Genomic DNA, 23,029 nt, shown 5'->3' with positions numbered 1-23,029 from the left:
CGTCGGGCTGCCCGCTCACGTGCGACCGGCGCTTTCGCGGCTCAGTGGCCTGCGCTCTCCAGCGGAGCCCTTCGCTCAGCGCTGCCCGTCGCCCTGAAGGCGGCCTATGGGACACCGCGTACTGGGTCACCCATGGAGGACGGGTGCCCTGCCTAGGGTCGTTTGCATGACCTCTGTCGACGTCTGGTCCCTGTACAAGACACATGCCGACGACCGCTCGTTACTGTCACCGGCTCAGCGCCAGGTCATGGCCGTCTGCGACTGGCGGCAAGAGGTCAATGCAGACGGATTCGAGAACTACTTCCGTGCCTGGGGCGGCGATACGGCCGAGGAGGCGCTAGCCCTGCTGCCGACCGTTCTGGGCGATGACTGGGCGAAGTTGCTACGCGAAGGGATGGATCTGCTGGGCTCCCCCTACCCGATAGACGCCGACAGCCGGACCAACCGCATCGACCAGGGGCAATTCACAGATGCATTGAACGGCCTGGACGAACGGTTCTACGCGCTCGAAGGCAGCACGGACGCTGACGCTCGGCTCAACGACTTCGTCCGAACCGAGGCAGTCGGCGAGTGGCCCCCGCAGAATCGCGGCCCCGAACGATCCTTCTTCGGTCGGCTGCGGCGGCAGCGTTGACCGGAGATGCAACTGGGCCAACAGCGGACGCGCTCTCCGGCTGCCAGCCCTGCTGTCCCACGACCGAAGCCGGATTAAGGCGAGCACGTGAGGCCTGGCCGTCCGGCGAGCATTGGACGCCAGCCCAGGCGTGACCGCCTGAAGTCAGGCCCGCCGATTCGAAGTCCCACGAAGTGTCCCTAGGCGGGCCGCTCAGGGACAGAAGGCGGCCTAAGAGACAATCACAGACGGCCGACTCATAGCCTGATCATGTGGACGCCGCTGTACTGGGATCACGCAACGGACTTCGCTTGGAGCTGCATCCCGCTGGCTCAACGGAGCAGGGGTCGATGCCGATGTGGCGGGCTGTTCTGTCGGGCAGAGGCTTGAACGCGTCGTTGGTATTCGCCGAGGCCGGGTGGGAACCGCAGAGCTTGGCCGACTTCCTCGACGGCATCGCCGCAGACTGGCGAGGTTGGGTGGGCGACCGGCGCTGGCACAGCGAAGCAGCCGAGATGCGGTTTGTTCTCCGGCATGACAAGACCAACACGGTTCTTGTACGGGTGGAGCTGGAGGACGGTGCGCCGCCTCGCTGGCGCTGCGAGGCCGAGCTGGAGGTCGACCCAGGCGTCTTCCAGCAGCTCGCCGTGGAGGTTCGTCAGGCTGTCCCATAGCGGGCCGCTCAGGGACACAGGCTGCCAGGCTCGCTCTGAGGGCGGCTTCAGACGCTTGCTGGGGGTCCCGGAAGCGCTCATGGGCAGCTCCGTCCCGGCTAACGTCCACCCATGTGTAGCGGCAGCACGGTGCTAGCGCGGGGAGCGGGCACGGCAGCACCGGGCATCGGCGCAGCAGTCGTCGTGGCAACACTGCTGACGCTGCGCGCATGCGGAGCCAGCCCAGACGACACCACCTGCGGCGAGTACGCCAGCATTGACGCCGACGACCAGACTTCGACGATCCGGTCGCTGTTGGACGAGCACGATCTGGACGACGACGACACGGGCAACCTTCGCAGCTTGTGGAGAGAAGTCCGTGGCTACTGCGGCGCCGAGCCGGACGGAAAGCTGGGTGACGCAGCCGACTGGTGCGCCTCCTCCTGGGCAGCGAAATATCCGGATTCGATCTCTTGTGACTACTGAGCTCGTCCGCCAGGCAGGAACAGCACATGTCCCTTAGTGGGCCGCTCAGGGACACCAGCGCCGGCTCGCCCGGAAGGCGGCCGCGGGGACACATCGCCGCCTGTTACCTCTCGGGCAACTGGCGGTCCGCGTTCTTCTTGTGGCGGCGAACCTGCTCCGTCCGCACGAGCCAGGCCAGGAGGAGACAGATGCCTGCCGCCAGAAAAGCCGTGATGAGTGGCCGGATTCCAGGACTGCTCAGGCGAACCTGGTACAGCGAAACGATGCCGCCGGTAAGAATGCCGACGCATACCAGCCCAAAGACCTGGACGCCCCGGCTTGTCGCCCAGCCCGGCACGTCCTCAGCCGGACGCCACCACTGACGCCTCATTCACGCACCCGGCCCTATCTACGTTCGGCTGATTCTTGCGATACAACCCCGAGGCTGTGGTTCCGGGCGGCTGACGGTCGCACCATGTCCCCCGCGCGGGTGTGTACGAAGCCTCACCAGACCGACAAGGACGCGGTGTCCTTCCCATTGTGGGCCGCTCAAGGACACCGGCCAGACATGCCATGAAGGCGGCTATAGCGCACCCGAGGTAACAATCGTCGTGCTTGGGCTGCGCCGACAGGCGAAGTTCAAGCTCGCCGGGAGCGGCGACGTCGAACTCGAAGCACCGCGCCTTATGTGCACTGGAGTGACCTCCCGTACTTCCTCGATCTCGAGGTCGTCGGGCCGCCTGGGGATCAATAAGGTCGAAGTCCAGGCCGCGGCTACCACGGAGCACACCAAGATGGCGTGTGTCTCTTAGTGGGCCGTTCAGGGGCAGTTGGGCAGGCCGCCCCCTAAGGCGGCTCTAGGGACCACCGCCGGTCGGTGCTCGACTCGCACGCTCTTGATCAAGGTCGGTATCGAACACTTCACGGGCGATTACCTTGGAGTCGTTCTCGTCCAGCCAGCGAACCTCATGCAGGAGGTCCTCGCCCAGGACGACGTGGCCTGCGTCCCAAAGGTCCATCATCTCCTCAAGCCGGTCGTCCATAAACCATCCGAGATCGTAAGGGTGCTCAACAGCGGCAGCAGACACCCACACGTCCGCCGTTGTCTTCGGGTTACCCCAGCGCCGCCTCCAAAGGTGGCCTCCGACCTGCGTCCAGAAGACGATCGGGAGGACGAGCGCGTACCCCGTGTCTGTCTCCTCGGGGCTTCGCAACTCCCCGGCTCGGAAGGCGTAGCGATCAAGCCGATGCGGCGGATTCGGGTGATCGGGTCGCCACGGCACTAAACGACGCTACAAGCGGACAGTCACCTCTAGTCATCCGACTGCTGCCTGCTGATGGGGTGTCCCATTGTGGGCGGCTCAGGGATACCGCGAGGAGGCACGCCAAAAAGGCGGCTTCAGCACTCCTGGAGCCTGATACTGCCGGGCATGAGTGGCCCCACACGTGCGCGCGCTGTCCTGCTCTCGAGCGTCGGCATCCTTGCCGCCTGCGGGAACGCGTTCAGTTCGGTGGAGGTTTCCCTCCGGCACTGCGGCGTCGACGCGGTGACCGTCAATGGGCGCCTCTGGGAAGCGGTCACTCCGCAATCGGTCGACAGCAGCCCCGATCTACCACTGGATGGGACGAACACGCCTGAGGATTGGGTGGGGCGCGGAACCGTTGTCATTGCCGGTGACCAGATGACCTATACCGACCGGGGAGGCGAGGTCATCCAGTTCGTCCCGGACGACGGCATGGCACCACCGCCGTGCGCCCAGCTGGTCCGGCCCGGGCGCGGCTGAGAACAATGCGCGAGCGCTGACGGCCCGGTCAGCGCAGCTGCCGGCAAGGCCAGAGAGCGCACGACCATATGGTCAGCGTCGGTGACTCGCCCGACGGCCACCGTGCCGCCGGGTTAGACGGTCACTCCTGAGGGCATCCCCGGGTCCGCACGCTCAGCCCCGGCGTGAGGTCGCCCGCCGACGGGACGGAGACCGGCGTGCTCGACATCAGCGTCCGGACCTGGGCACTCACCATCGCGCTCGTGCTGGGCCTGCTGGCCGTGGACCTGGTGCTGGCCGCGGTTCGACCGCACCGCGTCGGCTTCCGCGAGGCCACCGCGTGGTCGGTGTTCTACATCGCGGTCGCCATCGCCTTCGGCGTCTGGTTCACGGTCGCCTACGGCGGCGACGCGGGCACCGAGTACTTCGCCGGCTACGTGATCGAGAAGAGCCTGTCGGTCGACAACCTGTTCGTCTTCGTCATCATCATGACGACGTTCACGGTGCCCGAGGAGCACCAGCACAAGGTGCTCACCTTCGGGATCGTCCTGGCACTGATCATGCGGACGATCTTCATCGCGCTCGGCGCGACGCTGCTGTCGCTGTTCTCCTTCATGTTCCTGCTCTTCGGCCTGCTGCTGATCTACACGGCCGTGCAGTTGTTCCGGCACCGCGACGAGGACCCCGACATCGAGAACAATGCGGTGGTCACAGCCGCCCGCCGCCTCCTGCCGGTCACTCCCGACTATGTCGGCGGCCGGCTCACCACCCGCGTCGACGGGAGGCGGATGGTCACCCCGCTGTTCATCGTGCTCATCGCGATCGGCAGCGTGGACCTGCTCTTCGCCCTCGATTCCATCCCCGCCATCTTCGGGGTGACCGAAGAGGCCTACATCGTCTTCACGGCCAACGCTTTCGCGCTCCTGGGCCTGCGGGCGCTGTTCTTCCTCGTCAAGGGGCTGCTCGACCGGCTCGTCTACCTGTCAGCCGGATTGGCGTTCATCCTCGCGTTCATCGGCCTCAAGCTGATCCTGCACTGGGGCCACGTCGACATCGACGAGCGCGTGCCGGAGATCCCCACCCCGCTCAGCCTGGGCGTCATCGTCGTCGTGCTCGCCGTCGTCACCGTCGCGAGCCTGGTCAAGACTCGCAGCGACCCCACCGCGAGGGCCCACCCCGGGTCGCTGCGCGAGACCGGTTCCCGGCACCGCGAGAACGAGCCGCTGACGTAGCTGCCACCCCGCGGAGCCCGCCCATGGTCAGCCACGCAGGCCGGCGGAGAAAGTGCGTACGCGTTCTCGGATATCTCTGTTCGGCCGCAATGACGCTGCGGCCTGGAGAGATCTTTTGGTCGGCCACCATGATGTGCGGGTGACCATTCGTGGTTGGGCTCTGCCTCTCACACTGCTGGCGCTCGCGACGTCGGCGTGCAGCGGGAACGGTGACCAGCAGACGCCCGCGGCCGACGATCACGACCGCCTGCTGGGCCTCTGGGAACGCGGCGACACGATCGCCCAGCCATCGGACTTCCGGTTGTACGAAGGCGAGACCCACTGCGACATGGACTCGGCCCTCCTCCTCGAACTGCGCTGGCCCCTCGACGGCGGCAGCACCGAGGACGCCAGGCGTCTGTTCGTGCGCGACCCCGAAGGGTCTTCGCCGCCGACACCGTCGAGTCGTTCGTCCCGGATGCCGACCTGCCCGACGACGCGATCCCGACCGGCTACGAGAACGGTGCCGGGGTCGAGCTCCTCCTGGCCGACGACCTCTCGACGGCCTACGCCGTGGACGGCGACACGGTCGAGGCGTGGCCCGCACTACCGGGCTGGATCTGCGCCTGAGAGCACGACTCTCCCTCCGTCCGGAATCGGCGGGGCAACGGCCGGCGGAGGATCCCGGCGAGGTCGAGGCGGTCGCTCCCCCGCCGGTCGACGACGAGGACGTCCGGCCCGGACGCCGCCCTGACACGGGCCGACCGCTCGAGGTGGCGCCGCATGGCGCGCTCCGAGAGCACTCGGCCGCGAGCCGACTGCCCCGCGGCGGCGAGTTCCGGCCCGGTGTCGAGGTGCACCACCAGCACCCGCCGGCCGGCCCGCGCGGCTGCCCGGAGCACCGCGGCGCGCCACCGCTCCCCGGTCCAGGGATCGGTGAGCACGACGACAGGAGACCCGCCGCGGACGGCCCGCAGCACCCGCCACCGGTGCACGACGTGCACCACCGGGCGGAGGAACCGGTACGTCAGAGCCACACCCGCCCGCCGGAAGTCCTCCGCGACGAACTCCGAGTCCAGTCCGGTCACTCCCGGCACCTGCTCGGCGAGGAGCCGTCGCAGCAGCGTCGTCTTTCCGCTGCCGGGCAGTCCGCCGATGACCACCAGGACCGGCCCGCCGAGGTCGACCCGCGACGGCTCCGCCAGCACGCGCGACTGCTGCATCCGGGCCTCCTCCCCCGCTGCACCGACCGCCGCGGAGCACCCGAGGGTCCGCGCCGTTCCTCGACGCAGCCCCTGGCGTGGCTGGGAGCGGCCTGAGAGCCCGGAAAAGTTGCGAGCCGACGCGGATTCACAGCCCGGTGCCAGAAATCGGGGGGACGATGGCGGAGGTGAGCCGCACCACCGAGCGGCTGCGTCGCCGGCCCCGCCTGGTGCTGGTCGCTGTCCTCGTCACCGTCGTCACCACGGTGTCGGCGGTCGTCGTCGTGGCCGGGTGCACGACCCGGCCGGCGGCCGCGTCCACGAGTTCGGCGGCCGCACCGGACGCCGGCGAGCCTCCCGGTGACCGGGCGCAGGAACTGCTCGCGAGGGCGTCCGTCGACACCGTGCGCATCCTCGACCAGGTCGCCGCCGCAGGGGCCGCTGTCGGGGGCACGATCGCCGTCGTCGCGCTCGACTCCGACGGCAACCCGCTGGTGAGCAGCCCGGAGGCCGGGCAGCCGCGGTACACCGCCTCCCTGGTCAAGATCGTGCTGGTCAGCCGCCTGCTGCTCCTCGACGCGGCCGGCGTCCTCACCTTGGCACCGGACGACCTGGCGCTGATGGAGCGGGCGGTGACGTCGTCCGACGACGCCGCGATGAGCGCCCTGTGGGTCCGGTTCGACGGCGCCCGGCTGGTGGCCGACGCCGCGGCGTCCCTGGGGCTGACCGTCACCGGCCCTCCCGAGATCACCGGGCAGTGGGGTCAGGCGTGGACCTCCGCCTCGGACACGGCCACCGTGCTCACCACGCTCGACGAGGTGCTGCCGGCCGACGACGCCGCGACCCTCCTCCGCTGGATGCGCGCCACCACCCCGCTCGCCGCGGACGGCTTCGACCAGCGGTTCGGACTCCTGGCCGGCGCGAGCGACGGGGTCGCGGCCAAGCAGGGCTGGATGTGCTGTGTGGACGACCGGCGGCAGCTCCACTCGGCCGGCGTGCTGGCCGACGGGCGGGTGGTCGTGCTCCTGGGCGACTTCCCCGAGGCCACCACGTGGGCGCAGGCCTCCGGAGCGCTCGCCCGGGCGGCCGACGCCGTCCGCGCCGGCATCGCATAGGCAGCGGCGCCGCCCCCGGGTGGGGAGCGGCGCCGCTGCCGTGGTGCCGCAGCCGGCGTCAGTCCGCCGGGGTCTCCGGCGCGTCGTCGGCCGCGCCGTCGCCGTCGTCCCCGCGGGGACCGTGACCGGGACCGCCGACCGGGGCCTCGCTGTTCACCCGTTCGGTGACCCGCTCCTCGAGGTCGGCGAGCCGCTCGTCGGCCTGCTCCTGGGTGAGCCGGCCGTCCTCGACCGCGGCGGCGATGCGCTCCTGCTGGGCGGTCACCAGGGCGTCCACGAGGGCGTCCACCTCGACGCCCTGGTCCGCGGCGACGTCGGCCAGCGTGGTGCCGTCGGTCTCCAGCGCCGTGCGCAGCTCGTCCTCGGTCATGCCGAGCGCCGTCGCCGCAGCGGACAGGTCGAACCCGCCACCGCGGTGCCCCCCGCCGTGGCCGATGCCGGCCGCGTCGAGCGTGCTGGCGACCTCGTCGGCCTGCTCCTGGGTGATCGAGCCGTCGGAGACCAGCCCGGACAGCGCCTCGGTGATCCGGTCGACGGCGGAACCGGTGGACCCGCCCGAGTCCGCGAGCGCCGGGACCGCGACCGCCATGCCGCCCAGGGTCAGCACCCCCGCGGTGGTGGCGATGATGAACTTCTTGCGCATGAGGTCTCCTCCGTCTGCGGCCGGACCCTCCGGCCGCGGTCGCAGCCTCGGCGGTCTTCCTGGGACTGGCCTGGCACCGACCGCCGGTGTCCCTGTGAGTGGCCGAGGGGTCGACGGGCCCCGCTCAGCGCACGTCCAGCCGGTTCGCAGGTGCGCCGGGGACGGTGGCGGCATGGACGACGACCGGGGACGACCGAACGGCCAGCCGGCGCACGCGGGCGCGCAGCTCGCCCTGGCCCCCGCGCTCGCCGTGGTGGCCGCGCTGACGCTGACCCCCGCGGGCACCGGCTGGGCGTGGGGCGCGCCGCTGGCCGAACTGCGCTGGTACGCCACCGGCCTGGACTCCGAGGCCACCGTGCTCCAGCTCCTGGGGAACCTGGGTCTGCTCGCCGTCCCGGCCGGCCTGCTCGTCGCCGGGTGGCCGGCGGCGGGCCGCCCGGGGCGCCTGGCCGCGCTGGCGGTCAGCGCGGCGACCGCCATCGAGGTGCTCCAGTGGCTGCTGCCGCTGGGCCGGGTCGTCTCGCCGCTGGACGCCGCGCTCAACGCCGTCGGCGCCGTGGCGGCCGGCCTGCTCGTCCGCTCGGTGCTGCGGGCGTCCCCCGCCGAGCCGGCCGAGCGCCCGGTGACCCTCAGGCGGGGATGACCTCGTAGGTGTGCCCGGCCGCGCGGAGCCGCCCGACGAGGACGTCGCCCAGCGCCGTCGCCGGGGTGAGGGAGCCGACGCGGTCGGGCAGCCGGTCGCCGTCCAGCGCCAGCGCCAGGGCGGCCTCCCCCAGCATCACCGCGGTCGCGGCGTAGCCCGGGTCGCCCTTCCCCGCGGCGACGGCGGTGTAGCGCCGGCCGCTCTCGGTCGTCGCCGATACGTCCATGCGGAACCAGCCCTTCGCGCGGACCTCCTCGCTGGGGCCCGTGCCCGGTGCCGGCAGCACGCGGTCCATGAGCGAGCGCGTCGGCCCGAAGCTCATCGCGGACACCGCACCGAGCAGGCCGGCGGTCACGACACCCGCGGTCACCGCCCCGCGCAGGCCGCCGCCCACGCCCATCACCTCGCCGTAGCTGAACTCCCGGCCGTAGGCCCAGTCCTGCAGGGCGTTGCTCCGCCGGACGATCCGGGTGTTGAACGACGCCATCACGAACGGGGCCGACCAGCGCCCGTCCGGCAGCTGGGCCGGCAGACCTGCGTCCCTCGGCTGCTGCGTCCTCGGCTCGGCGGCCCGGTCGGGGCTGAGCGCATAGGGGTGGCCGGCCACCTTCCGCAGCGACGGGTCCTTCTCCAGCGCCTCCACCTGCGCCCGCATCGAGTCGATCGTGCCGCCGCTGAAGCCGCCCTTGAGCGTGGCCACCAGCCGGACGTCGCGCAGCCCACCGGCGCCGTCGGCGGCGGCCCGGGCGGCGAGCAGCATCGTGCTGAGGTCCGAGGGGATCGAGTCGTAGCCGCAGGCGTGCACGATCTTGGCGCCGGTGCCGCGGGCGACGCCGTCGACCCGGTCGATCGCGTCGCGGACGAAGAGCACCTCGCCGGTGAGGTCCGCGTAGTGCGTGCCGGCCGCGGCGCAGGCCTCGACCAGGGGCATGCCGTAGCGCGCGTACGGGCCGACGGTGGTGACGACGACCCGCGTGCCCGCGGCCAGCGCCGCCATGGAGGCCGGGTCGGAGGCGTCGGCCTCGATCAGCGGCCAGTCCGCGGCAGCGGCCGGCAGCGCGGTCCGCGCCTCCTCCAGCCGTGCCCGGGACCGCCCGGCGAGGGCGATGCGGGTGCCCGCGGGGGCGTGCTCGGCCAGGTAGGCGGCGAGCAGCTTCCCGACGAAGCCGGTCGCCCCGAAGACGACGAGGTCGGAGTCGCGTGCGCTGGCGGTCATGGACGCATGCTTACCGGGCCGGGCCGCCCGCGCGCGCACCGGGCGTCGCGGGAGGTGTCGGTACCGGCTGCCACGATGGGGCCGTGCTGCTCGCCGACGTCGTCGCCGCCTCCGCCCGGGTCGCGGCCACGCGCGCCCGCACGGCGAAGGCCGCCGCGATCGCCGAGCTGCTGCGGCGGGCCGACGACGACGAGGTCCGGCCGGTCACCGCGTGGCTGTCCGGCGAGACGGGGCAGGGCCGCCTCGGCGTCGGCTGGCGCACCCTCGCGCCCCGCGTGGGCTCCCCCGCCGCCGAGCCCGGCCTGTCCGTGCCGGCGGTGGTCAGCGCGCTCGGCGAGCTGGCGACGACGTCCGGCGCGGGCTCGACGGCCCGGCGCGACGCCGTCCTCACCGCGCTGTTCTCCGCGGCCACCGAGGAGGAGCAGCGCTTCCTCGTGGCCCTGCTCACCGGCGAGCTGCGGCAGGGGGCGCTGGAGGGCGTGGTGCTCGACGCCGTCGCCACCGCCGCCGAGGTCCCGCCCGCCACGGTGCGCCGGGCCTTCATGCTGTCGGGCCGGCTGCCCGAGACCGCCGCCCTCGCGCTGTCCGGCGGGGCCGGAGCGCTCGACGGGGTGAAGTTGGAGGTCGGCCGGCCGATCCGTCCGATGCTGGCCAGCCCGGGTGCCTCGCTCGACGCGGCGCTGCACGACCTCGGCGCCGAGGTCACCGTCGAGTTCAAGCTCGACGGCGCCCGCATCCAGGTGCACCGGAACGGCGACGAGGTCCGCGTGTGGACCCGCACGCTGCGCGAGATCACCGACGGCGTGCCCGAGCTGGTCGTGCTCGTGCGGTCGCTCCCCTGCCGCACCGCGGTCCTGGACGGGGAGACCCTCGCGCTCGACGACGACGGCCGGCCGCGCGCCTTCCAGGACACGATGAGCCGCTTCGGCAGTGACGCCGCCGACGACGAGGCCGGCGTGCTGCTCAGCCCGTTCTTCTTCGACCTGCTGCACCTTGACGGCCGCGACCTGCTCGACGAGCCGCTGGACGTCCGCCTCGACGCGCTGGCGGGGCTGCTGGCCGACGACGCGCACGCCGGGCTGCGGATGAAGGGCGTGCGGCGGCCGCGGGACGGGCAGGCCGCGCAGGTGCTCGACGACGCGCTGGCCGGCGGCCACGAGGGGGTGGTCGTCAAGGCGCTGGACGCCCCCTACGCCGCGGGCCGGCGGGGCAGGGCGTGGCAGAAGGTCAAGCCGGTGCACACCCTGGACCTCGTCGTCCTCGGAGCCGAGTGGGGCTACGGCCGCCGCACCGGCTCGCTGTCCAACATCCACCTCGGAGCACGCGACACCGACGGCGGGGAGCCGGTGATGGTGGGCAAGACGTTCAAGGGGATGACCGACGAGCTGCTCGCCTGGCAGACCCGCACCTTCCGCGACCTCGCCCGGGAGCGCCCCGAGTGGGGCGTGCTGCTGCGACCCGAGCTCGTCGTCGAGATCGCGGTGGACGGCGCGCAGCGCAGCACCCGCTATCCCGGCGGCGTGGCCCTGCGGTTCGCCCGCGTGCTCCGCTACCGCCCCGACAAGACCGCGGCCGACGCCGACACGATCGACGCCGTCCGCGCGCTGCTCGCCCCCTGAGCCGCCGGGCCGCTCACCGCCGCAGGGCGTCCCCGATGAACGCGACCACGTCGGCGAGGACCTCGTCGCGGTTGGTCTCGTTGAAGATCTCGTGCTGCGCGCCGGGGTAGATCTTCTCGACGAAGGTCTCCCCGCGCAGGTGCTCGACACCGAGGCGGCTGCGGTCCATCGGCACCAGCCGGTCGGCCTCGCCGTGCGCCCACATCAGCGGCAGTGCGCCCAGCGACGGGCCCTCCTGCACGGCGTCGGTCCCGCGGACGATCGCCTCGATCGTGGGCCGCTTGAACGGGCCGTGCCACACCAGCGGGTCGTCGGCGTAGTCCCGGCCGACCGCGGGATCCCGCGAGAGGGTCGTGATGTCGAGCGGCACGTCGGGGATCTCGGGGAGCGCCAGGAGCTGGGGGCCGGCCTCCCACGGTCCGACGAGCGGGCCCGACAGCACGACGGCGGCCAGCGAGTCGCCGTACCGCTGGGCGTAGCGGGCCGCGATCAGCCCGCCCATCGAGTGGCCGACGAGCACCACCGGGAGGCCGGGGTGCTGCGCGCGGGCCTGCTCATCGGCCAGGTGCAGATCGTCGACCACCCGCTCGAAGTCGGCCACGACCACCCGGTCGCCGTCGCTCTTCCCGTGGCCGACGTGGTCGACCGCGTGCACCACGGCCCCGGCGTCCACCAGCGCGGCCGCGACGTGCTCGTACCGGCCGCAGTGCTCGCCGTACCCGTGCGCCAGCAGCACGACGTGGGTCGGCGAGTCGCCGCCCCACGTGCGGCCGGCCAGCCGGCCGGCGTGCCCGTCGAGCGTCCACTCCCGCGCGGCGGTCATGCCGACGCCGCCACGCGCGGAGCGACCTCGGTGCCGAGCAGCTCGATGCCGCGCAGCAGGTCGGCGTGCGCGAGCCGGGGGTTGGTCATCTGCAGCGAGATGCGGTCAACGCCGCCGAGCTGACCGGAGATCCGGACCAGCTTCTCCGCCACCGTATCGGGGTCACCCATGAAGAACGCTCCGTTCGGTCCACTGGTCGCATCGAACTGCGCGCGGCTCGGCGGGGAGAACCCGCGCTCGCGCGACACCTTCTCGAACATCTCGTGCCAGCCGGGGTAGATGGTGTCGGCCGCGGCCTGCGTGCTGTCCGCGACGAACCCAAACACGTGCAGCCCCACCTGCAGCGCCTCGGGCGCGTGCCCGGCCTGGGCCCCGGCGCGGCGGTAGAGGTCGATGAGCGGGCCGAACTGGCGGGGCTCGCCGCCGATGATCGCCACCATGAGCGGCAGGCCGAGCAGGCCGGCCCGCACGAAGGACTCCGGGGTGCCGCCGACACCCACCCAGATCGGCAGCGGGTCCTGCAGCGGGCGCGGGTACACGCCCTGCCCGTTCAGCGGCGGACGGTGCCGCCCGGACCAGGTGACGTGCTCGGACTCCCGGATCCGCAGCAGCAGGTCGAGCTTCTCGGCGAACAGCTCGTCGTAGTCGGACAGGCTCAGCCCGAACAGCGGGAACGCCTCGGTGAACGAGCCGCGGCCCACGACCAGGTCGATCCGGCCCTTGGAGATCAGGTCGAGGGTGGCGAACTGCTGGAACACCCGCACCGGGTCCGCGGCGCTGAGCACCGCGACGGCGCTGCCCAGGCGGATGCGGCTCGTCCGCGCCGCGGCGGCCGCCAGGATCACCGGGGGTGCCGAGTCGTAGTACTCCGGGCGGTGGTGCTCGCCGATGCCGAAGGAGTACAGCCCCACCCGGTCGGCGAGCTCGATCTCCTCGAGCAGGTGCTCCATGCGCTCCTCGGGCCCGACCAGGTGCCCCGTGCCGGGGTCGGTCACCGCCGAGACGAAGCTGTCGACGCCGAGGTGCATGGACCGTCCTCCCGGGAGCTGAGCCGACGCCGGGCGCGGCGCTGACCGGCCCAGTCAAGCAGGCGGACCCGGCACCCGCCGGTCGCGGCCGTCCCGGCCCGCCACCTGCCCGCCGGCACCCCCAGGAGGAAACTCTGCGCCATGGCGGGAACGGTGCCGGGCCCGGTCGGGCCGGAGGTCTCGGAACGCGGGCGCAGCCGCCTGCGCCGCCCCTGGCACGGGCATGACGCGCACGCGCCGCACCGGATCCCGCCGCGTGGCTGGCTCGAGGTGCTCGGCCGGGCCGGGCGGCACGTCCTGGACGACCGCCTCATGGCGCTGGCCGCGGCCGTCTCCTTCTTCGCGATCCTCTCGATCGCCCCGCTGCTGGTGACGGCGCTGTCGGTGTACGGGGCGGTCAACACCCCCGACCAGGCGCTCGACCAGCTCTCGTCGGTCGCCGAGGTGCTGCCCCCGGAGCTGGAACCGCTGGTGGCCGAGCAGCTCACCACGATCACGACCGCGTCCGCGGAGGTGCTCACCTGGCGCGGGCTCACCGGGCTGGTCGCCGCCCTGGTCACCGCCACGACCGCGGCCACCTACCTGATCGACGCGCTGACCCTGGCCTACTCCGAGACCGAGACCCGCAGCCTGTTCCGCCGCACCCGCCTGGCCGTCGTCTTCGTGCTGGGCGGCGCGCTGGTCCTCGGCGCGGTGATCGCCGGCACCGGTGCGCTCTCCCGGCACCTGGACCGGCTGCCCGATCCGCTGCGGCCCCTGGCGCCGGCGCTGCTCTGGCTGTCGCTGGCGGTGGTCCTCGCCGTCGTCGTCGCCGTCCTCTACCGGTTCGCGCCGGACCGGAAGCGCGCCCGCTGGCGGTGGATCAGCGTCGGGGCGGTGGTCGCCGTCGTGCTGTGGCTGGCCGCCTCCGTCGGGCTCTTCGCCTACGTGCAGAGCCTCGGCTCCTACGAGACGACGTACGGCTCCCTGGGCGGCGTGGCCATCAGCATGTTCTGGCTGTGGCTCAGCGTCCTGCTGGTCATCGCCGGCGCCACGGTGAACGCCGAGAGCGAGCGGCAGACCGCGCGTGACTCCACCGTGGGCCCCGACCGGCCCGCCGGGGAGCGCGGCGCCGTCGTCGCCGACAGCGTGCCGCCGCGCCCCTCCGCCGGTTAGGCCTGGGCCGGCCGCTCCGCGCGCAGGTGCTCGGCGAAGAACCGCAGGATGCGCGCCCACGCGTCCTCGGCCGAGGGCTGGTGGTAGTTGAAGCCGGCCACCCGCTCGAGCACCCTGAACGGCCCGGCGTTGTGCCGGTTCAGGAACGAGTGCCCCGCGTCGGGGTACTCCTTGACGTCGTGCGGCACGCCGAGCTCGGTGAGCACACCCTCCAGCCGATCCGCGGAGCCGCGCAGCGCCACGTCCCTGCGTCCGTAGCTGGCCACCACCGGACAGGCGCCGCGCAGCACCTCCTCGGCGTTCTTCGGCAGCTGGCCGTAGTTCGGCGCTGACACGTCGAAGCCCCGGGTGGCGGCGAGCAGCGCGAATCCGCCCCCCATGCAGAACCCGAGGACGCCGACCCGCCCGGTGCTGTCCGGGCGGTCGGCCAGCCACCGGCGGGTCGCCTCCAGGTCCCCGAAGGCCGCGCCCGTCCCGCTGTTCAGCGCGCCGAACGTCGACTTCAGGCACCGGAGCGCCCCGCCGGCGCTGTACAGGTCCGGCGCCACCGCCAGGTAGCCCGCGGCGGCCAGCCGGTCGGCCTGCTGCCTGGTGTCGTCGGTCAGGCCGAACACCTCGTGGATCACCACGACGGCCGGCCAGGGGCCCTCCCCCGTGGGCGGCACCGCGAGGTAGGCCCGGAGCTCTGGTGCGCTCTCGGCGCCGGGGATCGAAATGTCGGGCACGGGACCTCCTGGGGCGGTCGGTCAGCTGCCCGGGCGGAACGGGTTCTTGCCGGCCCGGAACAGCGTCTCCTGCGTGAAGCTGGCGGCGAGGATGCCGCCCGCGGTGAAGATCGCACCGGTGTACCAGCCGCGTCCACCCGAGACCGTGCCCGGCTCCATGTCCATGAGCACCCACTCGTCCAACGGCGCGTGCCGGTGGAACCAGACGGCGTGGTCCAGCGTCGGCCCGGGGCTCGCCTCGTCCTGCGGCATGTCCGCGAGCCCCGTGCCGATGTCGGACAGGTAGGTGAGCACGCACGCGTGCACCAGGCGGTCGTCGGGCAGCGGCACCGTCGTCCGCGCCCAGAACCGCCTCGGCAGCCGCCACCCGGGATCGGCCTGCCCGGGACGGCGGCTCTCCATGCTGAACAGCCGCGGCATGCCATGGCTGCGGAGCCCCTCGGGTCCCTCCGTGTCCGGCATCTGCCGCACCGGGACGTCCGGTCCGACGCCGCCGGCGTGGAAGGAGGCGGCCATGCTGAAGATGACCTCGCCGCCCTGCACCGCGACGACCCGGCGGGCGGAGAACGACCCGCCGTCGCGGTCCCGCTCGACGCGGAAGATCGTCGGCCGGGCGGCGTCCCCGCTGCGCAGGAAGTAGCCGTGCAGCGAGTGCGGCAGCCGGCCCGGCTCGACGGTGAGCCCGGCCGCGAGCAGCGCCTGCGCGGCCACCTGCCCGCCGTACAGCGGGAACGGGTCGGCGAAGACCAGCGTGCTGCGGTAGAGGTCGCGGTCGAGCTCCTCGAGGGCGAGGACGTCGAGCACCGTCGGCTCGGACTCGGTCGGTGCGCCCCCGGGCTCGCTGTGCACGTGTTCTCCCTGGTCGGTGTCGGATCGTCCCGCGACGATACGGTCGCCGGAGTGCGACCCACGTCACCGGCTCGGGGGACGTGACCGAACCAGGCGGCGGGTCCGCCGGCACAGGAGGCAGTGCTCCATGACAGGAACGATGCGTGCCCAGCGCTTCTACAAGGCCACGGGCCAGTGGGCGATCGAGGACGTGCCCATCCCCGAGCCGGGCCCGGGCCAGGTGCTGATCAAGGTCGCCTACTGCGGCATCTGCCACTCCGACCTCAGCCTCATCGACGGCGTGTTCGGCGGGATGGGCACCCCCGACGTCATCACCCAGGGGCACGAGGCTTCCGGCACGATCGCCGCCCTCGGCGAGGGGGTCACCGGCTGGTCGGTCGGCGACCGGGTCATCCCCGCCGCCGGCCGCCCCTGCGGCACGTGCGCGAACTGCCTGCGCGGCCCGGTCGGGCAGTGCCTGAACATCCAGCTGATGGCGTTCGCCTACGACGGCGCGTGGGCCGAGTACACGGTCGCCGGGGCCTTCGGCCTCACCCAGGTGCCCGACGGGGTGCCGATGGACCAGGCCGCGATCCTCGCCGATGCGGTCTCCACGCCGTTCGGCGCCGTCGTGCACACCGGTCAGGTGCGGATCGGCGAGGCGGTCGGCGTCTGGGGCGTGGGCGGCGTCGGCACGCACATCGTGCAGCTGGCCCGGCTGGTCGGGGCCAACCCGATCATCGCCCTCGACCTCGAGGAGAGCGTCCGCGAGCGCGCGCTGGAGATCGGGGCGGACGTCGCGTTCGACTCCCGCGACCCCGACCTCCAGGCGAAGATCGCCGAGGCGACCAAGGGCCGGATGCTCAACGTCGCCTTCGACGCCGTCGGCGTGAAGTCCACCTTCGAGCAGGGGCTGGCGATGCTGGCCAACGGCGGCCGCGTGGTCGTCGTCGGGCTGAGCGGGGACGAGGCCTCGCTGGGGTCGACCCTCGGCTTCGGCCTGTCGCGCAAGCAGGCCCTCGGGCACCTGGGCTACGAGGGCACCGACATCGCGATCCTCGCCGAGCTGGTCGCCAGCGGCCGGCTGGACCTCTCCCGCTCGATCAGCGGGGTGGTCTCCCTGGAGGACGTCGGCGAGGGCATCCGCCGCCTGCACGAGCGCGACGGCAACCCGATCCGGATCCTCGTCCAGCCCTGAGACGATCCGCGGAACGGCAGGAGAGCCGCATGTCCTCTGATGGAGTCGTGTCGCTCGCCCTGCCGTTCCGCGGCACGTGGCTCGTGCGCAACAGTCCCGCACGGCGGCTGCCCAGCCACGGCACCCGGCTGTTCGCCACCACCTATGCGATCGACTTCGTCCCGGTCCGGGGACGGCGCACCGCGACCGTCCGCGACTGGCGGACGGTGCTGGACACCGAGCCGCCCGAGCGGTTCGTCGGGTTCGGGCAGCCGGTCCTCGCGCCGGGCGCGGGCACCGTCGTCGCGGTGCTGGACGGCGAGCCCGACCACGAGGCAAGGCGGTCCCAGGTGGCGCTGCTCCCCTACGCGCTCACCCAGGCGGCCCGGATCCGGGGCGGGCCGGCGGCCATCGCCGGCAACCACGTCGTCCTCGAACTCGCCGACGGCGGGGCGTTCGTGCTGCTCGCCCACCTGCGGCAGGGCTCGGTGCGGGTGAGCCCGGGCCGGCCTGTGGCGGAGGGCGAGCCGCTCGGGACGTGCGGCAACTCGGGCAACTCCACCCAGCCGCACGTGCACCTGCAGGCGATGGACGGCCCCGACGCCGCACGCGCGTCGGCCTTGCCGGTGGAGTTCCGCTCGTACCGGATTCTGCGGTCGAGGGGCGCGCCGGTCGCGGTCGCGCGTGGTATCCCCGGGGAGTCCCAGGTCGTCGAGCCGGTGTGAGCCTCGCCGCGCCGGCGAGCCCGACTCGGCGGTGCAGCCGCAGGTCGGAGGCGCGTGCGGTGGAGAATGGCGCCGTCCGCGCGGCCCGGAACACCGGGGCCCCGGGCATGAACGCGCCGGTTCGGCTGTTGCTCAGGGCAACGGTCCGCCCACGACGGCGTCGACCCCGCGCTCCAGACGAGCCCTGCCGAAGGACACTGCTTGCCCGAGACCCACCCCACGCCCCTGCCGCGGACGGCCCGCCGCCGCGAGCGCTCCGCCGGCCGCCAGACCGCGGCCCGCGAGGCCGACCGCGCCGCCGCCCGCGCCGAGAAGCTGGCGCAGCAGAGCTGGGTCGAGGGCGCCGAGCCCGCGCTGCCGACCCGCACCACCCGGCCCGAGGACCTGGTCTTCCACCTCGGTCCCACCAACTCCGGCAAGACCTACGAGTCGCTGCAGGCGCTGGCCGCCGCCGGCTCCGGTGTGTACGCCGCGCCCCTGCGCCAGCTGGCGCACGAGGCCTACGAGAAGCTCTCCGCCCTGCTGCCCGAGGGCACCGTCGGCCTGTCGACCGGCGAGGAGGAGATCGACCCCTTCGCGCCGATCGTGTGCTGCACCGTCGAGAAGGCCCCGCCGCGCGGCGAGATGCTCGTCCTCGACGAGGCGCACTGGGTGACCGACCCCGACCGCGGCCACCACTGGGCGCGGCTGCTGCTCACCGGCGAGTACCGCACGATGCACCTCATCTCGGCCGCCGAGGCCTACCTGGTGCTCAAGCCGCTGGTGTCCGACGCCGAGCACGTCGAGGTCGTCAACCACAAGCGGCTGTCGCGGCTGGACGTGCTGCGTGGCCCGGTCCGGCCCGACGGGGTCCGCCCGCAGACGCTGGTCGTCGCGTTCTCCCGCAAGGCCGTCTACGCCGTCGCCGCCGAGCTCGACCAGCACCGGCCCGGCAAGGTCGGCGTCCTGTACGGCGCCCTCCCCCCGGCCACCCGGCGCGAGGTCATCGAGCGGTTCACCAGCGGCGAGCTCGACGTGCTGGTCACCACCGACGTGATCGGCCACGGCATCAACGTGCCGGCCACCACCGTGCTGTTCGCCGAGACGACGAAGTTCGACGGGCAGGAGGTGCGCCCGCTGCGCACCTGGGAGGCCGCCCAGATCGCCGGCCGGGCCGGCCGCTACGGGCTCACCGGGCACGGCGCCGTCGGCATCCTCATCGGCGTGAGCGGGCTCAAGCCGGTGGGCGCGCTGGTCGCCAACGGCGCCGCGGTCGCCCGGGGCGCCGAGATGAGCGACCTGCCCAAGCGTGCGCCCCGGCTGCGGCCCGAGCTCGAGGACCTCGGCGCGTTCGAGGCCGTCGACCTGCCCGAGGCGCTCGTCCGCTGGATGGCCTGGGCGCGGGCCGCCACCCGCGACGAGGCGATGACCGCCGACGACGTCACCAGCCTGGTGCTGCGGGTGCACGCGCTGCTCCCCCTGCTGCGCGGCCCGCTCGGTGCGGCCGGTGACCTGCAGACCGTCTGGCGGCTGGTCAACCTGGCCATCGACTACAACCCGCCGCGGCGCACCCGCTGGCTGGTGCTCGCGAAGGCGGCGCTCCAGCACGCCGTCGGCCTGCCCGTGCCCCCGGAGACGGTGCTGCCCGACGTCCCCCGCGGCGGCACGGTCGAGGAGTACGAGCAGGCGGCCGCCGCGGCCCGCGACGCGCAGACCCTGCTGCGCCAGTTCCCCGGCGTGGCCGGCCTGGACGGCGACGACGCCGCCTGGGTCGAGGAGGAGTGCGCCGAGATGATCACCGAGCTGCTCCCCGACGCCATCGCCCTGGGCCGCTCGGGGAAGTGCACGAGCTGCGGCAGCGCGATCGCACCGTGGTTCACCACCTGCCGCCCGTGCAGCGCCCCCGCCGGTCGTCCCGGTGGTGATCGCGGTCGCCGTCCGGGCGGGGGGCACCGCACCGCCGGCCGGGCCGCGGGCCGCGCCCTGGGCGGCCGGCAGGGCGGACCGCGCGGGCGGTCCCGCCGGGGCTGACCCCGACCTGGTGCGCGGATGCACCGTCTCCGCGCCGCGAACGACACATCCGCGCACCAGGTGACGCCGGGGCACGACGGCGGCAGGCACGTGCGCCTGGAGTACGTCACGTCCTGGACGATCCGCGCGTGGAACGTGGTCATCGGGGGCGCCGCCACGACGCCGTAGCGGGTGTCCTGCCACCGGCGTCCGGGTACCCCGCCTCCGCCGGGGTCGACCGGCCCCGGCAGTCCGAGGAGGGATGCGGGATGACCACGAGCACCGGCGACCAGGACGTCGTCGACATCCTCACCACCGACCACCACGAGGTGCTGACGCTGCTGGGCCAAATCCCCGCCGCGGCACCCGACCAGCGCCGGGACATGGCCGACACGATCATCGCCGAGCTCATGCGGCACGCGATCGCCGAGGAGATGTACGTCTACCCGGCGATGAAAGAGCACCTCCCCGGCGGCGAGGGCCGCGTCGAGCACGACGTCGAGGAGCACCAGCAGCTCACCGAGATCATGAAGCAGCTGGAGCGCCTCGACGCGGACGACGCGTCGTTCCTCCAGACGCTCGGCCGGCTCGAGGAGGTGCTGCGCGACCACGTGCAGGACGAGGAGAGCGACCAGTTCCCGCTGCTGCGGGCCCACCTCTCCCGCGAGCAGCTGGTCGAGATCGGCACCAAGGTCGAGGCGGCGAAGAAGGCGGCGCCGACCCGGCCGCACCCCAGCGCGCCGCACAGCGCGCTCTTCCACAAGACGCTCGGTCCCGGCGTCGGGCTCGTCGACCGGATCCGCGACAAGCTGACCGGGCGCCCCAACTCCCTCTGAGCCCGGCTCAGCCGGACGGCCGGATGTTCTCCTGCCAGACGTCCCAGCCGACCCGCAGCACCAGGGCACCCACCACCACGAGGAACGCGACGCGGATGAAGCGGCTGCCGCGGGCCGTCGCGGTCCGGGCGCCCAGGTAGCCGCCGACCGTGTTGGCCGCGCCCAGCAGCAGGCCCAGGCCCCAGTAGACGTAGCCGTTCGGCACGAAGAACAGCAGCGCCCCCAGGTTGGTCGCGCAGTTGACGATCTTCGCCTTGGCGCTGGCCTCGAGGAACGCGTAGCCGAGCAGCGACACCATGGCGAACACGAGGAACGAGCCGGTGCCCGGCCCGAGGATGCCGTCGTAGAAGCCGATGGCCGCTCCGATCGCCGCCGCCGTCCCGTGGTGGCGCCGGCCGGCGTACCGGAGCGCGGTGACGTCGCCCAGCGCCGGCCGCAGCAGCGTGAACGCGCCGATGCCGATCAGCGCCACGACGATGACCGGCTTGAACACGCTCGCCGGCAGCAGCGAGGCCACCGAGGCGCCGCAGAAGCTCCCGACCAGCGCGACCGCCGCCATCGGCAGCGCCGTGCGCAGGTCGGGGCGCACGCGGCGGTAGTAGGTGACGGCGCTGGTCGTCGTCCCGAACACCGAGCCCACCTTGTTCGTGGCCAGCGCCTCGACCGGGCTGATGCCGGGGACCAGCAGCAGCGCGGGCAGCTGGACCAGCCCACCACCGCCGACGACGGCGTCGACGAATCCCGCGGTCAGCCCCGCCAGCAGGACGAGCAGCAGCGTCGCGACGCCCAGGCCGTCCGGCAGGAGGTCCACCGCCAGCAGGTCGGTCATCCCACTCCCCTCGGCCGGCCGTCCCCGCCCGGCCGGGACGCCGACCACTCCACCACGGCGCCCGGCGCCCTCACGCGTCGGCCCAGGAGCGGACGACGGCGACGTCCAGCGGGAAGTCGATCGGGAAGTCCCCGAACAACAGCCGGCCCGCCGCCGCCGCTGCCTGCCGCACCGCCTCGCCGACCTCGTCGGCCAGGTGCTCCGGGGTGTGCACGACCACCTCGTCGTGCAGGAAGAACACCAGGTGCGGGCGCTCGTGCAGCTCGCCGCCCCCCAGCTCCCACAGCCGGTTGCGCAGGTCGGCCAGCCAGCACAGCGCCCACTCCGCCGCGGTCCCCTGGACGACGAAGTTGCGGGTGAACCGGCCCCACGACCGCCGCCGCCGGTCGCGGTCCTGGCGCGCGCCGCCGTCCTCGTCGTCCGGGGCCTCGCCGAGGTCGCCTGGGCCGTCCGACCACCCTGCGGCCGGAACCGGTGACCCGCGGCCCAGCAGCGTGCGCACGACCTCCCCGCGCTCCCCCGCCCGCGCGGCCTCCTCGACCCGCCCGATGGCGCGCGGGTAGCGCTCGGTCAGCCGCGGCATCATCCGCCCGCTCTCGCCCCGGGTCGCGCCGTACAGCGCTCCGAGCATCCCGACCTTGGCCTCGGCCCGGGTGGCGACCACGCCCGCGGCCACGATGCCCTGGTAGAGGTCGGCGCCCCGCGCGGCTGCCGCCATGGCCGTGTCGCGGCTCATCCCGGCCAGCACCCGCGGTTCGAGCTGGGCGACGTCGGCGACGACGAACCGCCACCCGTCGTCGGCGATGGCGGCGGGGCGCACCTGGGTGGGCATCGAGAGCGCTCCCCCGCCGTTGGACGCCCACCGGCCGGTGACCACACCGCCGGGCACGAAGTACGACCGGAACCGGCCCTCGCGCACCCAGGCGTCCAGCCACGCCCAGCCGTTGGCCGTGAGGAGCCGGGCGAGCTTGCGGTACTCCAGCAGCGGCGGCATCGCCGGGTGGTCGAGCTGCTCCAGGGTCCACGACCGGGTGTCCGGCACCGGCAGACCGGCGCCCCGGAGCGCGCGCAGCAGGTCGGCGGGCGAGTCGGGGTTGAGGCCCGGTGCACCCAGCGCCGTCCGCAGCTCGCCGGCCAGCCGCTCCAGCACCGCTGGCCGCTGCCCCGCCGGAGGGCGCGGGCCGAGCAGGTCGGCGAGCAGCCGGTCGTGGACGTCGGCCCGCCACGGCAGCCCGGTGGCGGTCATCTCGGCGGCCACCAGCGCGCCGGAGGACTCCGCGGCCAGCAGCAGCGCCAGCCGTCCCCGCTCCGGCGAGGCCACCAGCGCCGCCTGCTGGCGGTCGTGCTCGGCGAGCGGGTCGAGGCGGTCGGCGGGGTCCTCCAGCGGGAACAGCCCCGGGTCGACGACGGTCACCGGCTGCAGCGCGTCCCAGCCGGGGGTGGTCGCCGCCGCGAGCAGGCCCCGGTCGACCGACGGCGACCGCCGCAGGATCGCGTGCGCCAGCCGCAGGTCGGTGCAGCGGGCCACGCGCACCCCGGAGGCCAGCAGCGCCGGGTACCAGCGGGTGGTGTCGTCCCACACCCAGCGCACCGGGTCCGGCCCGGCCTCCCGCCCGGCGACGAGCCCGGGCAGGTCGGCGGCCGGGAGCACGACCGTGCCGGCCGGCTCGTGCACCTCGACGTCCTCGCCGCGACGCTCGAGGACGATCCGGTTCACCCCCGCAGTCTCGCCGACGGGTGCGACGGGCGACGGCGGGCGGGCCCCGGCACC

Annotated in this window: 24 protein-coding genes; 14 read left to right on the top strand and 10 right to left on the bottom strand. The window is 73.5% G+C overall.

Annotation, left to right across the window (positions count from 1 at the left end; translation table 11 throughout):
• Positions 1-166 precede the first annotated feature (166 nt).
• The 3 genes from DQ239_RS01095 to DQ239_RS01085 all read left to right on the top strand — a co-directional run bounded on the left by DQ239_RS01095 (position 167) and on the right by DQ239_RS01085 (position 1,752).
• A complete protein-coding gene (locus tag DQ239_RS01095; protein WP_158544753.1) occupies positions 167-634 on the top strand; it encodes a DUF4375 domain-containing protein in 468 nt (155 codons plus the stop codon).
• A gap of 290 nt (positions 635-924) precedes the next feature.
• Positions 925-1,287, top strand: a complete 363-nt coding sequence (locus DQ239_RS01090; protein ID WP_147251946.1) for a DUF6228 family protein — start codon at positions 925-927, stop codon at positions 1,285-1,287.
• 183 nt (positions 1,288-1,470) lie between these two features.
• A complete protein-coding gene (locus tag DQ239_RS01085; protein WP_113832417.1) occupies positions 1,471-1,752 on the top strand; it encodes a hypothetical protein in 282 nt (93 codons plus the stop codon).
• A gap of 836 nt (positions 1,753-2,588) precedes the next feature.
• Here DQ239_RS01085 and DQ239_RS20065 read toward each other — a convergent pair.
• Positions 2,589-2,819, bottom strand: a complete 231-nt coding sequence (locus tag DQ239_RS20065; RefSeq protein WP_147251944.1) for a hypothetical protein — start codon at positions 2,817-2,819, stop codon at positions 2,589-2,591.
• Positions 2,820-3,161: 342 nt separating this feature from the next.
• Here DQ239_RS20065 and DQ239_RS01070 point away from each other — a divergent pair, with 342 nt between their 5' ends.
• Positions 3,162-3,515 carry a hypothetical protein gene (locus DQ239_RS01070; protein WP_113832414.1) on the top strand — a complete coding sequence of 118 codons (354 nt, stop codon included), beginning with the start codon at positions 3,162-3,164 and terminating at the stop codon, positions 3,513-3,515.
• 164 nt (positions 3,516-3,679) lie between these two features.
• Positions 3,680-4,726 (top strand): TerC family protein, encoded by a 1,047-nt coding sequence (locus DQ239_RS01065; RefSeq protein WP_233488608.1) that lies wholly within the window; start codon positions 3,680-3,682, stop codon positions 4,724-4,726.
• A 545-nt stretch (positions 4,727-5,271) separates the two neighbouring features.
• Here DQ239_RS01065 and DQ239_RS01060 read toward each other — a convergent pair.
• A complete protein-coding gene (locus DQ239_RS01060) occupies positions 5,272-5,928 on the bottom strand; it encodes an AAA family ATPase (RefSeq protein WP_113832412.1) in 657 nt (218 codons plus the stop codon).
• A 167-nt stretch (positions 5,929-6,095) separates the two neighbouring features.
• Here DQ239_RS01060 and DQ239_RS01055 point away from each other — a divergent pair, with 167 nt between their 5' ends.
• Positions 6,096-7,022, top strand: coding sequence for a serine hydrolase (locus DQ239_RS01055; RefSeq protein WP_147251942.1), 927 nt, complete (start codon positions 6,096-6,098; stop codon positions 7,020-7,022).
• Between the two features lie 58 nt (positions 7,023-7,080).
• Here DQ239_RS01055 and DQ239_RS20235 read toward each other — a convergent pair whose 3' ends face one another.
• Complete coding sequence (locus DQ239_RS20235) at positions 7,081-7,665, bottom strand: hypothetical protein (RefSeq protein WP_158544752.1); 585 nt, start codon at positions 7,663-7,665, stop codon at positions 7,081-7,083.
• A 172-nt stretch (positions 7,666-7,837) separates the two neighbouring features.
• Between DQ239_RS20235 and DQ239_RS01045 the strand changes: the two genes are divergently transcribed.
• A complete protein-coding gene (locus DQ239_RS01045) occupies positions 7,838-8,308 on the top strand; it encodes a VanZ family protein (RefSeq protein WP_113832410.1) in 471 nt (156 codons plus the stop codon).
• On the opposite strand, the gene DQ239_RS01040 is transcribed toward DQ239_RS01045, so the two are convergent.
• A complete protein-coding gene (locus DQ239_RS01040; protein ID WP_113832409.1) occupies positions 8,295-9,524 on the bottom strand; it encodes a saccharopine dehydrogenase NADP-binding domain-containing protein in 1,230 nt (409 codons plus the stop codon). The two genes, DQ239_RS01045 and DQ239_RS01040, sit on opposite strands and share 14 nt — an antisense overlap.
• An 83-nt stretch (positions 9,525-9,607) precedes the next feature.
• Between DQ239_RS01040 and DQ239_RS01035 the strand changes: the two genes are divergently transcribed.
• Positions 9,608-11,143 (top strand): ATP-dependent DNA ligase, encoded by a 1,536-nt coding sequence (locus DQ239_RS01035; protein WP_113832408.1) that lies wholly within the window; start codon positions 9,608-9,610, stop codon positions 11,141-11,143.
• A gap of 13 nt (positions 11,144-11,156) precedes the next feature.
• Here DQ239_RS01035 and DQ239_RS01030 read toward each other — a convergent pair whose 3' ends face one another.
• Positions 11,157-11,966 carry an alpha/beta hydrolase gene (locus tag DQ239_RS01030; RefSeq protein ID WP_113832407.1) on the bottom strand — a complete coding sequence of 270 codons (810 nt, stop codon included), beginning with the start codon at positions 11,964-11,966 and terminating at the stop codon, positions 11,157-11,159.
• Complete coding sequence (locus tag DQ239_RS01025) at positions 11,963-12,994, bottom strand: LLM class flavin-dependent oxidoreductase (protein WP_113832406.1); 1,032 nt, start codon at positions 12,992-12,994, stop codon at positions 11,963-11,965. The genes DQ239_RS01030 and DQ239_RS01025 overlap by 4 nt, the downstream gene beginning before the upstream one ends.
• A 141-nt stretch (positions 12,995-13,135) precedes the next feature.
• On the opposite strand from DQ239_RS01025, the gene DQ239_RS01020 reads away from it, so the two are divergent.
• Entirely contained in the window at positions 13,136-14,149 is a 1,014-nt protein-coding gene (locus tag DQ239_RS01020) for a YihY/virulence factor BrkB family protein (RefSeq protein ID WP_113832405.1), read from the top strand.
• Here the strand turns inward: DQ239_RS01020 and DQ239_RS01015 are convergent.
• Both DQ239_RS01015 and DQ239_RS01010 read right to left on the bottom strand, forming a co-directional pair.
• The gene (locus tag DQ239_RS01015; RefSeq protein WP_113832404.1) at positions 14,146-14,874 is read right to left on the bottom strand and encodes a dienelactone hydrolase family protein; all 729 of its coding nucleotides are present in this window, start codon (positions 14,872-14,874) and stop codon (positions 14,146-14,148) included. The two genes, DQ239_RS01020 and DQ239_RS01015, sit on opposite strands and share 4 nt — an antisense overlap.
• Before the next feature lie 21 nt (positions 14,875-14,895).
• Complete coding sequence (locus DQ239_RS01010) at positions 14,896-15,723, bottom strand: acyl-CoA thioesterase domain-containing protein (RefSeq protein ID WP_233488606.1); 828 nt, start codon at positions 15,721-15,723, stop codon at positions 14,896-14,898.
• A gap of 127 nt (positions 15,724-15,850) precedes the next feature.
• On the opposite strand from DQ239_RS01010, the gene DQ239_RS01005 reads away from it, so the two are divergent.
• The 5 genes from DQ239_RS01005 to DQ239_RS00990 all read left to right on the top strand — a co-directional run bounded on the left by DQ239_RS01005 (position 15,851) and on the right by DQ239_RS00990 (position 20,429).
• Positions 15,851-16,900, top strand: a complete 1,050-nt coding sequence (locus DQ239_RS01005) for a zinc-binding dehydrogenase (protein WP_113832403.1) — start codon at positions 15,851-15,853, stop codon at positions 16,898-16,900.
• Between the two features lie 29 nt (positions 16,901-16,929).
• Entirely contained in the window at positions 16,930-17,604 is a 675-nt protein-coding gene (locus DQ239_RS01000; protein ID WP_113832402.1) for a M23 family metallopeptidase, read from the top strand.
• 201 nt (positions 17,605-17,805) lie between these two features.
• The gene (locus DQ239_RS00995; RefSeq protein ID WP_233488604.1) at positions 17,806-19,614 is read left to right on the top strand and encodes a helicase-related protein; all 1,809 of its coding nucleotides are present in this window, start codon (positions 17,806-17,808) and stop codon (positions 19,612-19,614) included.
• Positions 19,615-19,632: 18 nt separating this feature from the next.
• A complete protein-coding gene (locus DQ239_RS20230) occupies positions 19,633-19,782 on the top strand; it encodes a hypothetical protein (RefSeq protein WP_158544751.1) in 150 nt (49 codons plus the stop codon).
• Positions 19,783-19,862: 80 nt separating this feature from the next.
• Positions 19,863-20,429 (top strand): hemerythrin domain-containing protein, encoded by a 567-nt coding sequence (locus DQ239_RS00990; protein ID WP_113832401.1) that lies wholly within the window; start codon positions 19,863-19,865, stop codon positions 20,427-20,429.
• A gap of 7 nt (positions 20,430-20,436) precedes the next feature.
• On the opposite strand, the gene DQ239_RS00985 is transcribed toward DQ239_RS00990, so the two are convergent.
• Positions 20,437-21,258: a TSUP family transporter gene (locus DQ239_RS00985; protein WP_113832400.1), complete on the bottom strand. Its 822-nt coding sequence runs from the start codon at positions 21,256-21,258 to the stop codon at positions 20,437-20,439.
• A gap of 70 nt (positions 21,259-21,328) precedes the next feature.
• Positions 21,329-22,975 (bottom strand): bifunctional 3'-5' exonuclease/DNA polymerase, encoded by a 1,647-nt coding sequence (locus tag DQ239_RS00980; RefSeq protein ID WP_113832399.1) that lies wholly within the window; start codon positions 22,973-22,975, stop codon positions 21,329-21,331.
• Positions 22,976-23,029: the final 54 nt, after the last annotated feature.

Source organism: Blastococcus sp. TF02-09 (assembly GCF_003319105.1).
Taxonomy (GTDB): domain Bacteria; phylum Actinomycetota; class Actinomycetes; order Mycobacteriales; family Geodermatophilaceae; genus Blastococcus.
Note: the sequence above shows the minus strand (reverse complement) of the source record. Positions and strands in the feature narration are given on the sequence as shown.

Coding starts and splice junctions, on each gene's coding strand:
- DQ239_RS01095 (WP_158544753.1), top strand. CDS start 167: ATGACCTCTGTCGACGTCTGGTCCCTGTACAAGACACATGCCGACGAC.
- DQ239_RS01070 (WP_113832414.1), top strand. CDS start 3,162: ATGAGTGGCCCCACACGTGCGCGCGCTGTCCTGCTCTCGAGCGTCGGC.
- DQ239_RS01060 (WP_113832412.1), bottom strand. CDS start 5,928: ATGCAGCAGTCGCGCGTGCTGGCGGAGCCGTCGCGGGTCGACCTCGGC.
- DQ239_RS20235 (WP_158544752.1), bottom strand. CDS start 7,665: ATGCGCAAGAAGTTCATCATCGCCACCACCGCGGGGGTGCTGACCCTG.
- DQ239_RS01045 (WP_113832410.1), top strand. CDS start 7,838: ATGGACGACGACCGGGGACGACCGAACGGCCAGCCGGCGCACGCGGGC.
- DQ239_RS01040 (WP_113832409.1), bottom strand. CDS start 9,524: ATGACCGCCAGCGCACGCGACTCCGACCTCGTCGTCTTCGGGGCGACC.
- DQ239_RS01030 (WP_113832407.1), bottom strand. CDS start 11,966: ATGACCGCCGCGCGGGAGTGGACGCTCGACGGGCACGCCGGCCGGCTG.
- DQ239_RS01025 (WP_113832406.1), bottom strand. CDS start 12,994: ATGCACCTCGGCGTCGACAGCTTCGTCTCGGCGGTGACCGACCCCGGC.
- DQ239_RS01020 (WP_113832405.1), top strand. CDS start 13,136: ATGGCGGGAACGGTGCCGGGCCCGGTCGGGCCGGAGGTCTCGGAACGC.
- DQ239_RS01005 (WP_113832403.1), top strand. CDS start 15,851: ATGACAGGAACGATGCGTGCCCAGCGCTTCTACAAGGCCACGGGCCAG.
- DQ239_RS01000 (WP_113832402.1), top strand. CDS start 16,930: ATGTCCTCTGATGGAGTCGTGTCGCTCGCCCTGCCGTTCCGCGGCACG.
- DQ239_RS20230 (WP_158544751.1), top strand. CDS start 19,633: ATGCACCGTCTCCGCGCCGCGAACGACACATCCGCGCACCAGGTGACG.
- DQ239_RS00990 (WP_113832401.1), top strand. CDS start 19,863: ATGACCACGAGCACCGGCGACCAGGACGTCGTCGACATCCTCACCACC.
- DQ239_RS00985 (WP_113832400.1), bottom strand. CDS start 21,258: ATGACCGACCTGCTGGCGGTGGACCTCCTGCCGGACGGCCTGGGCGTC.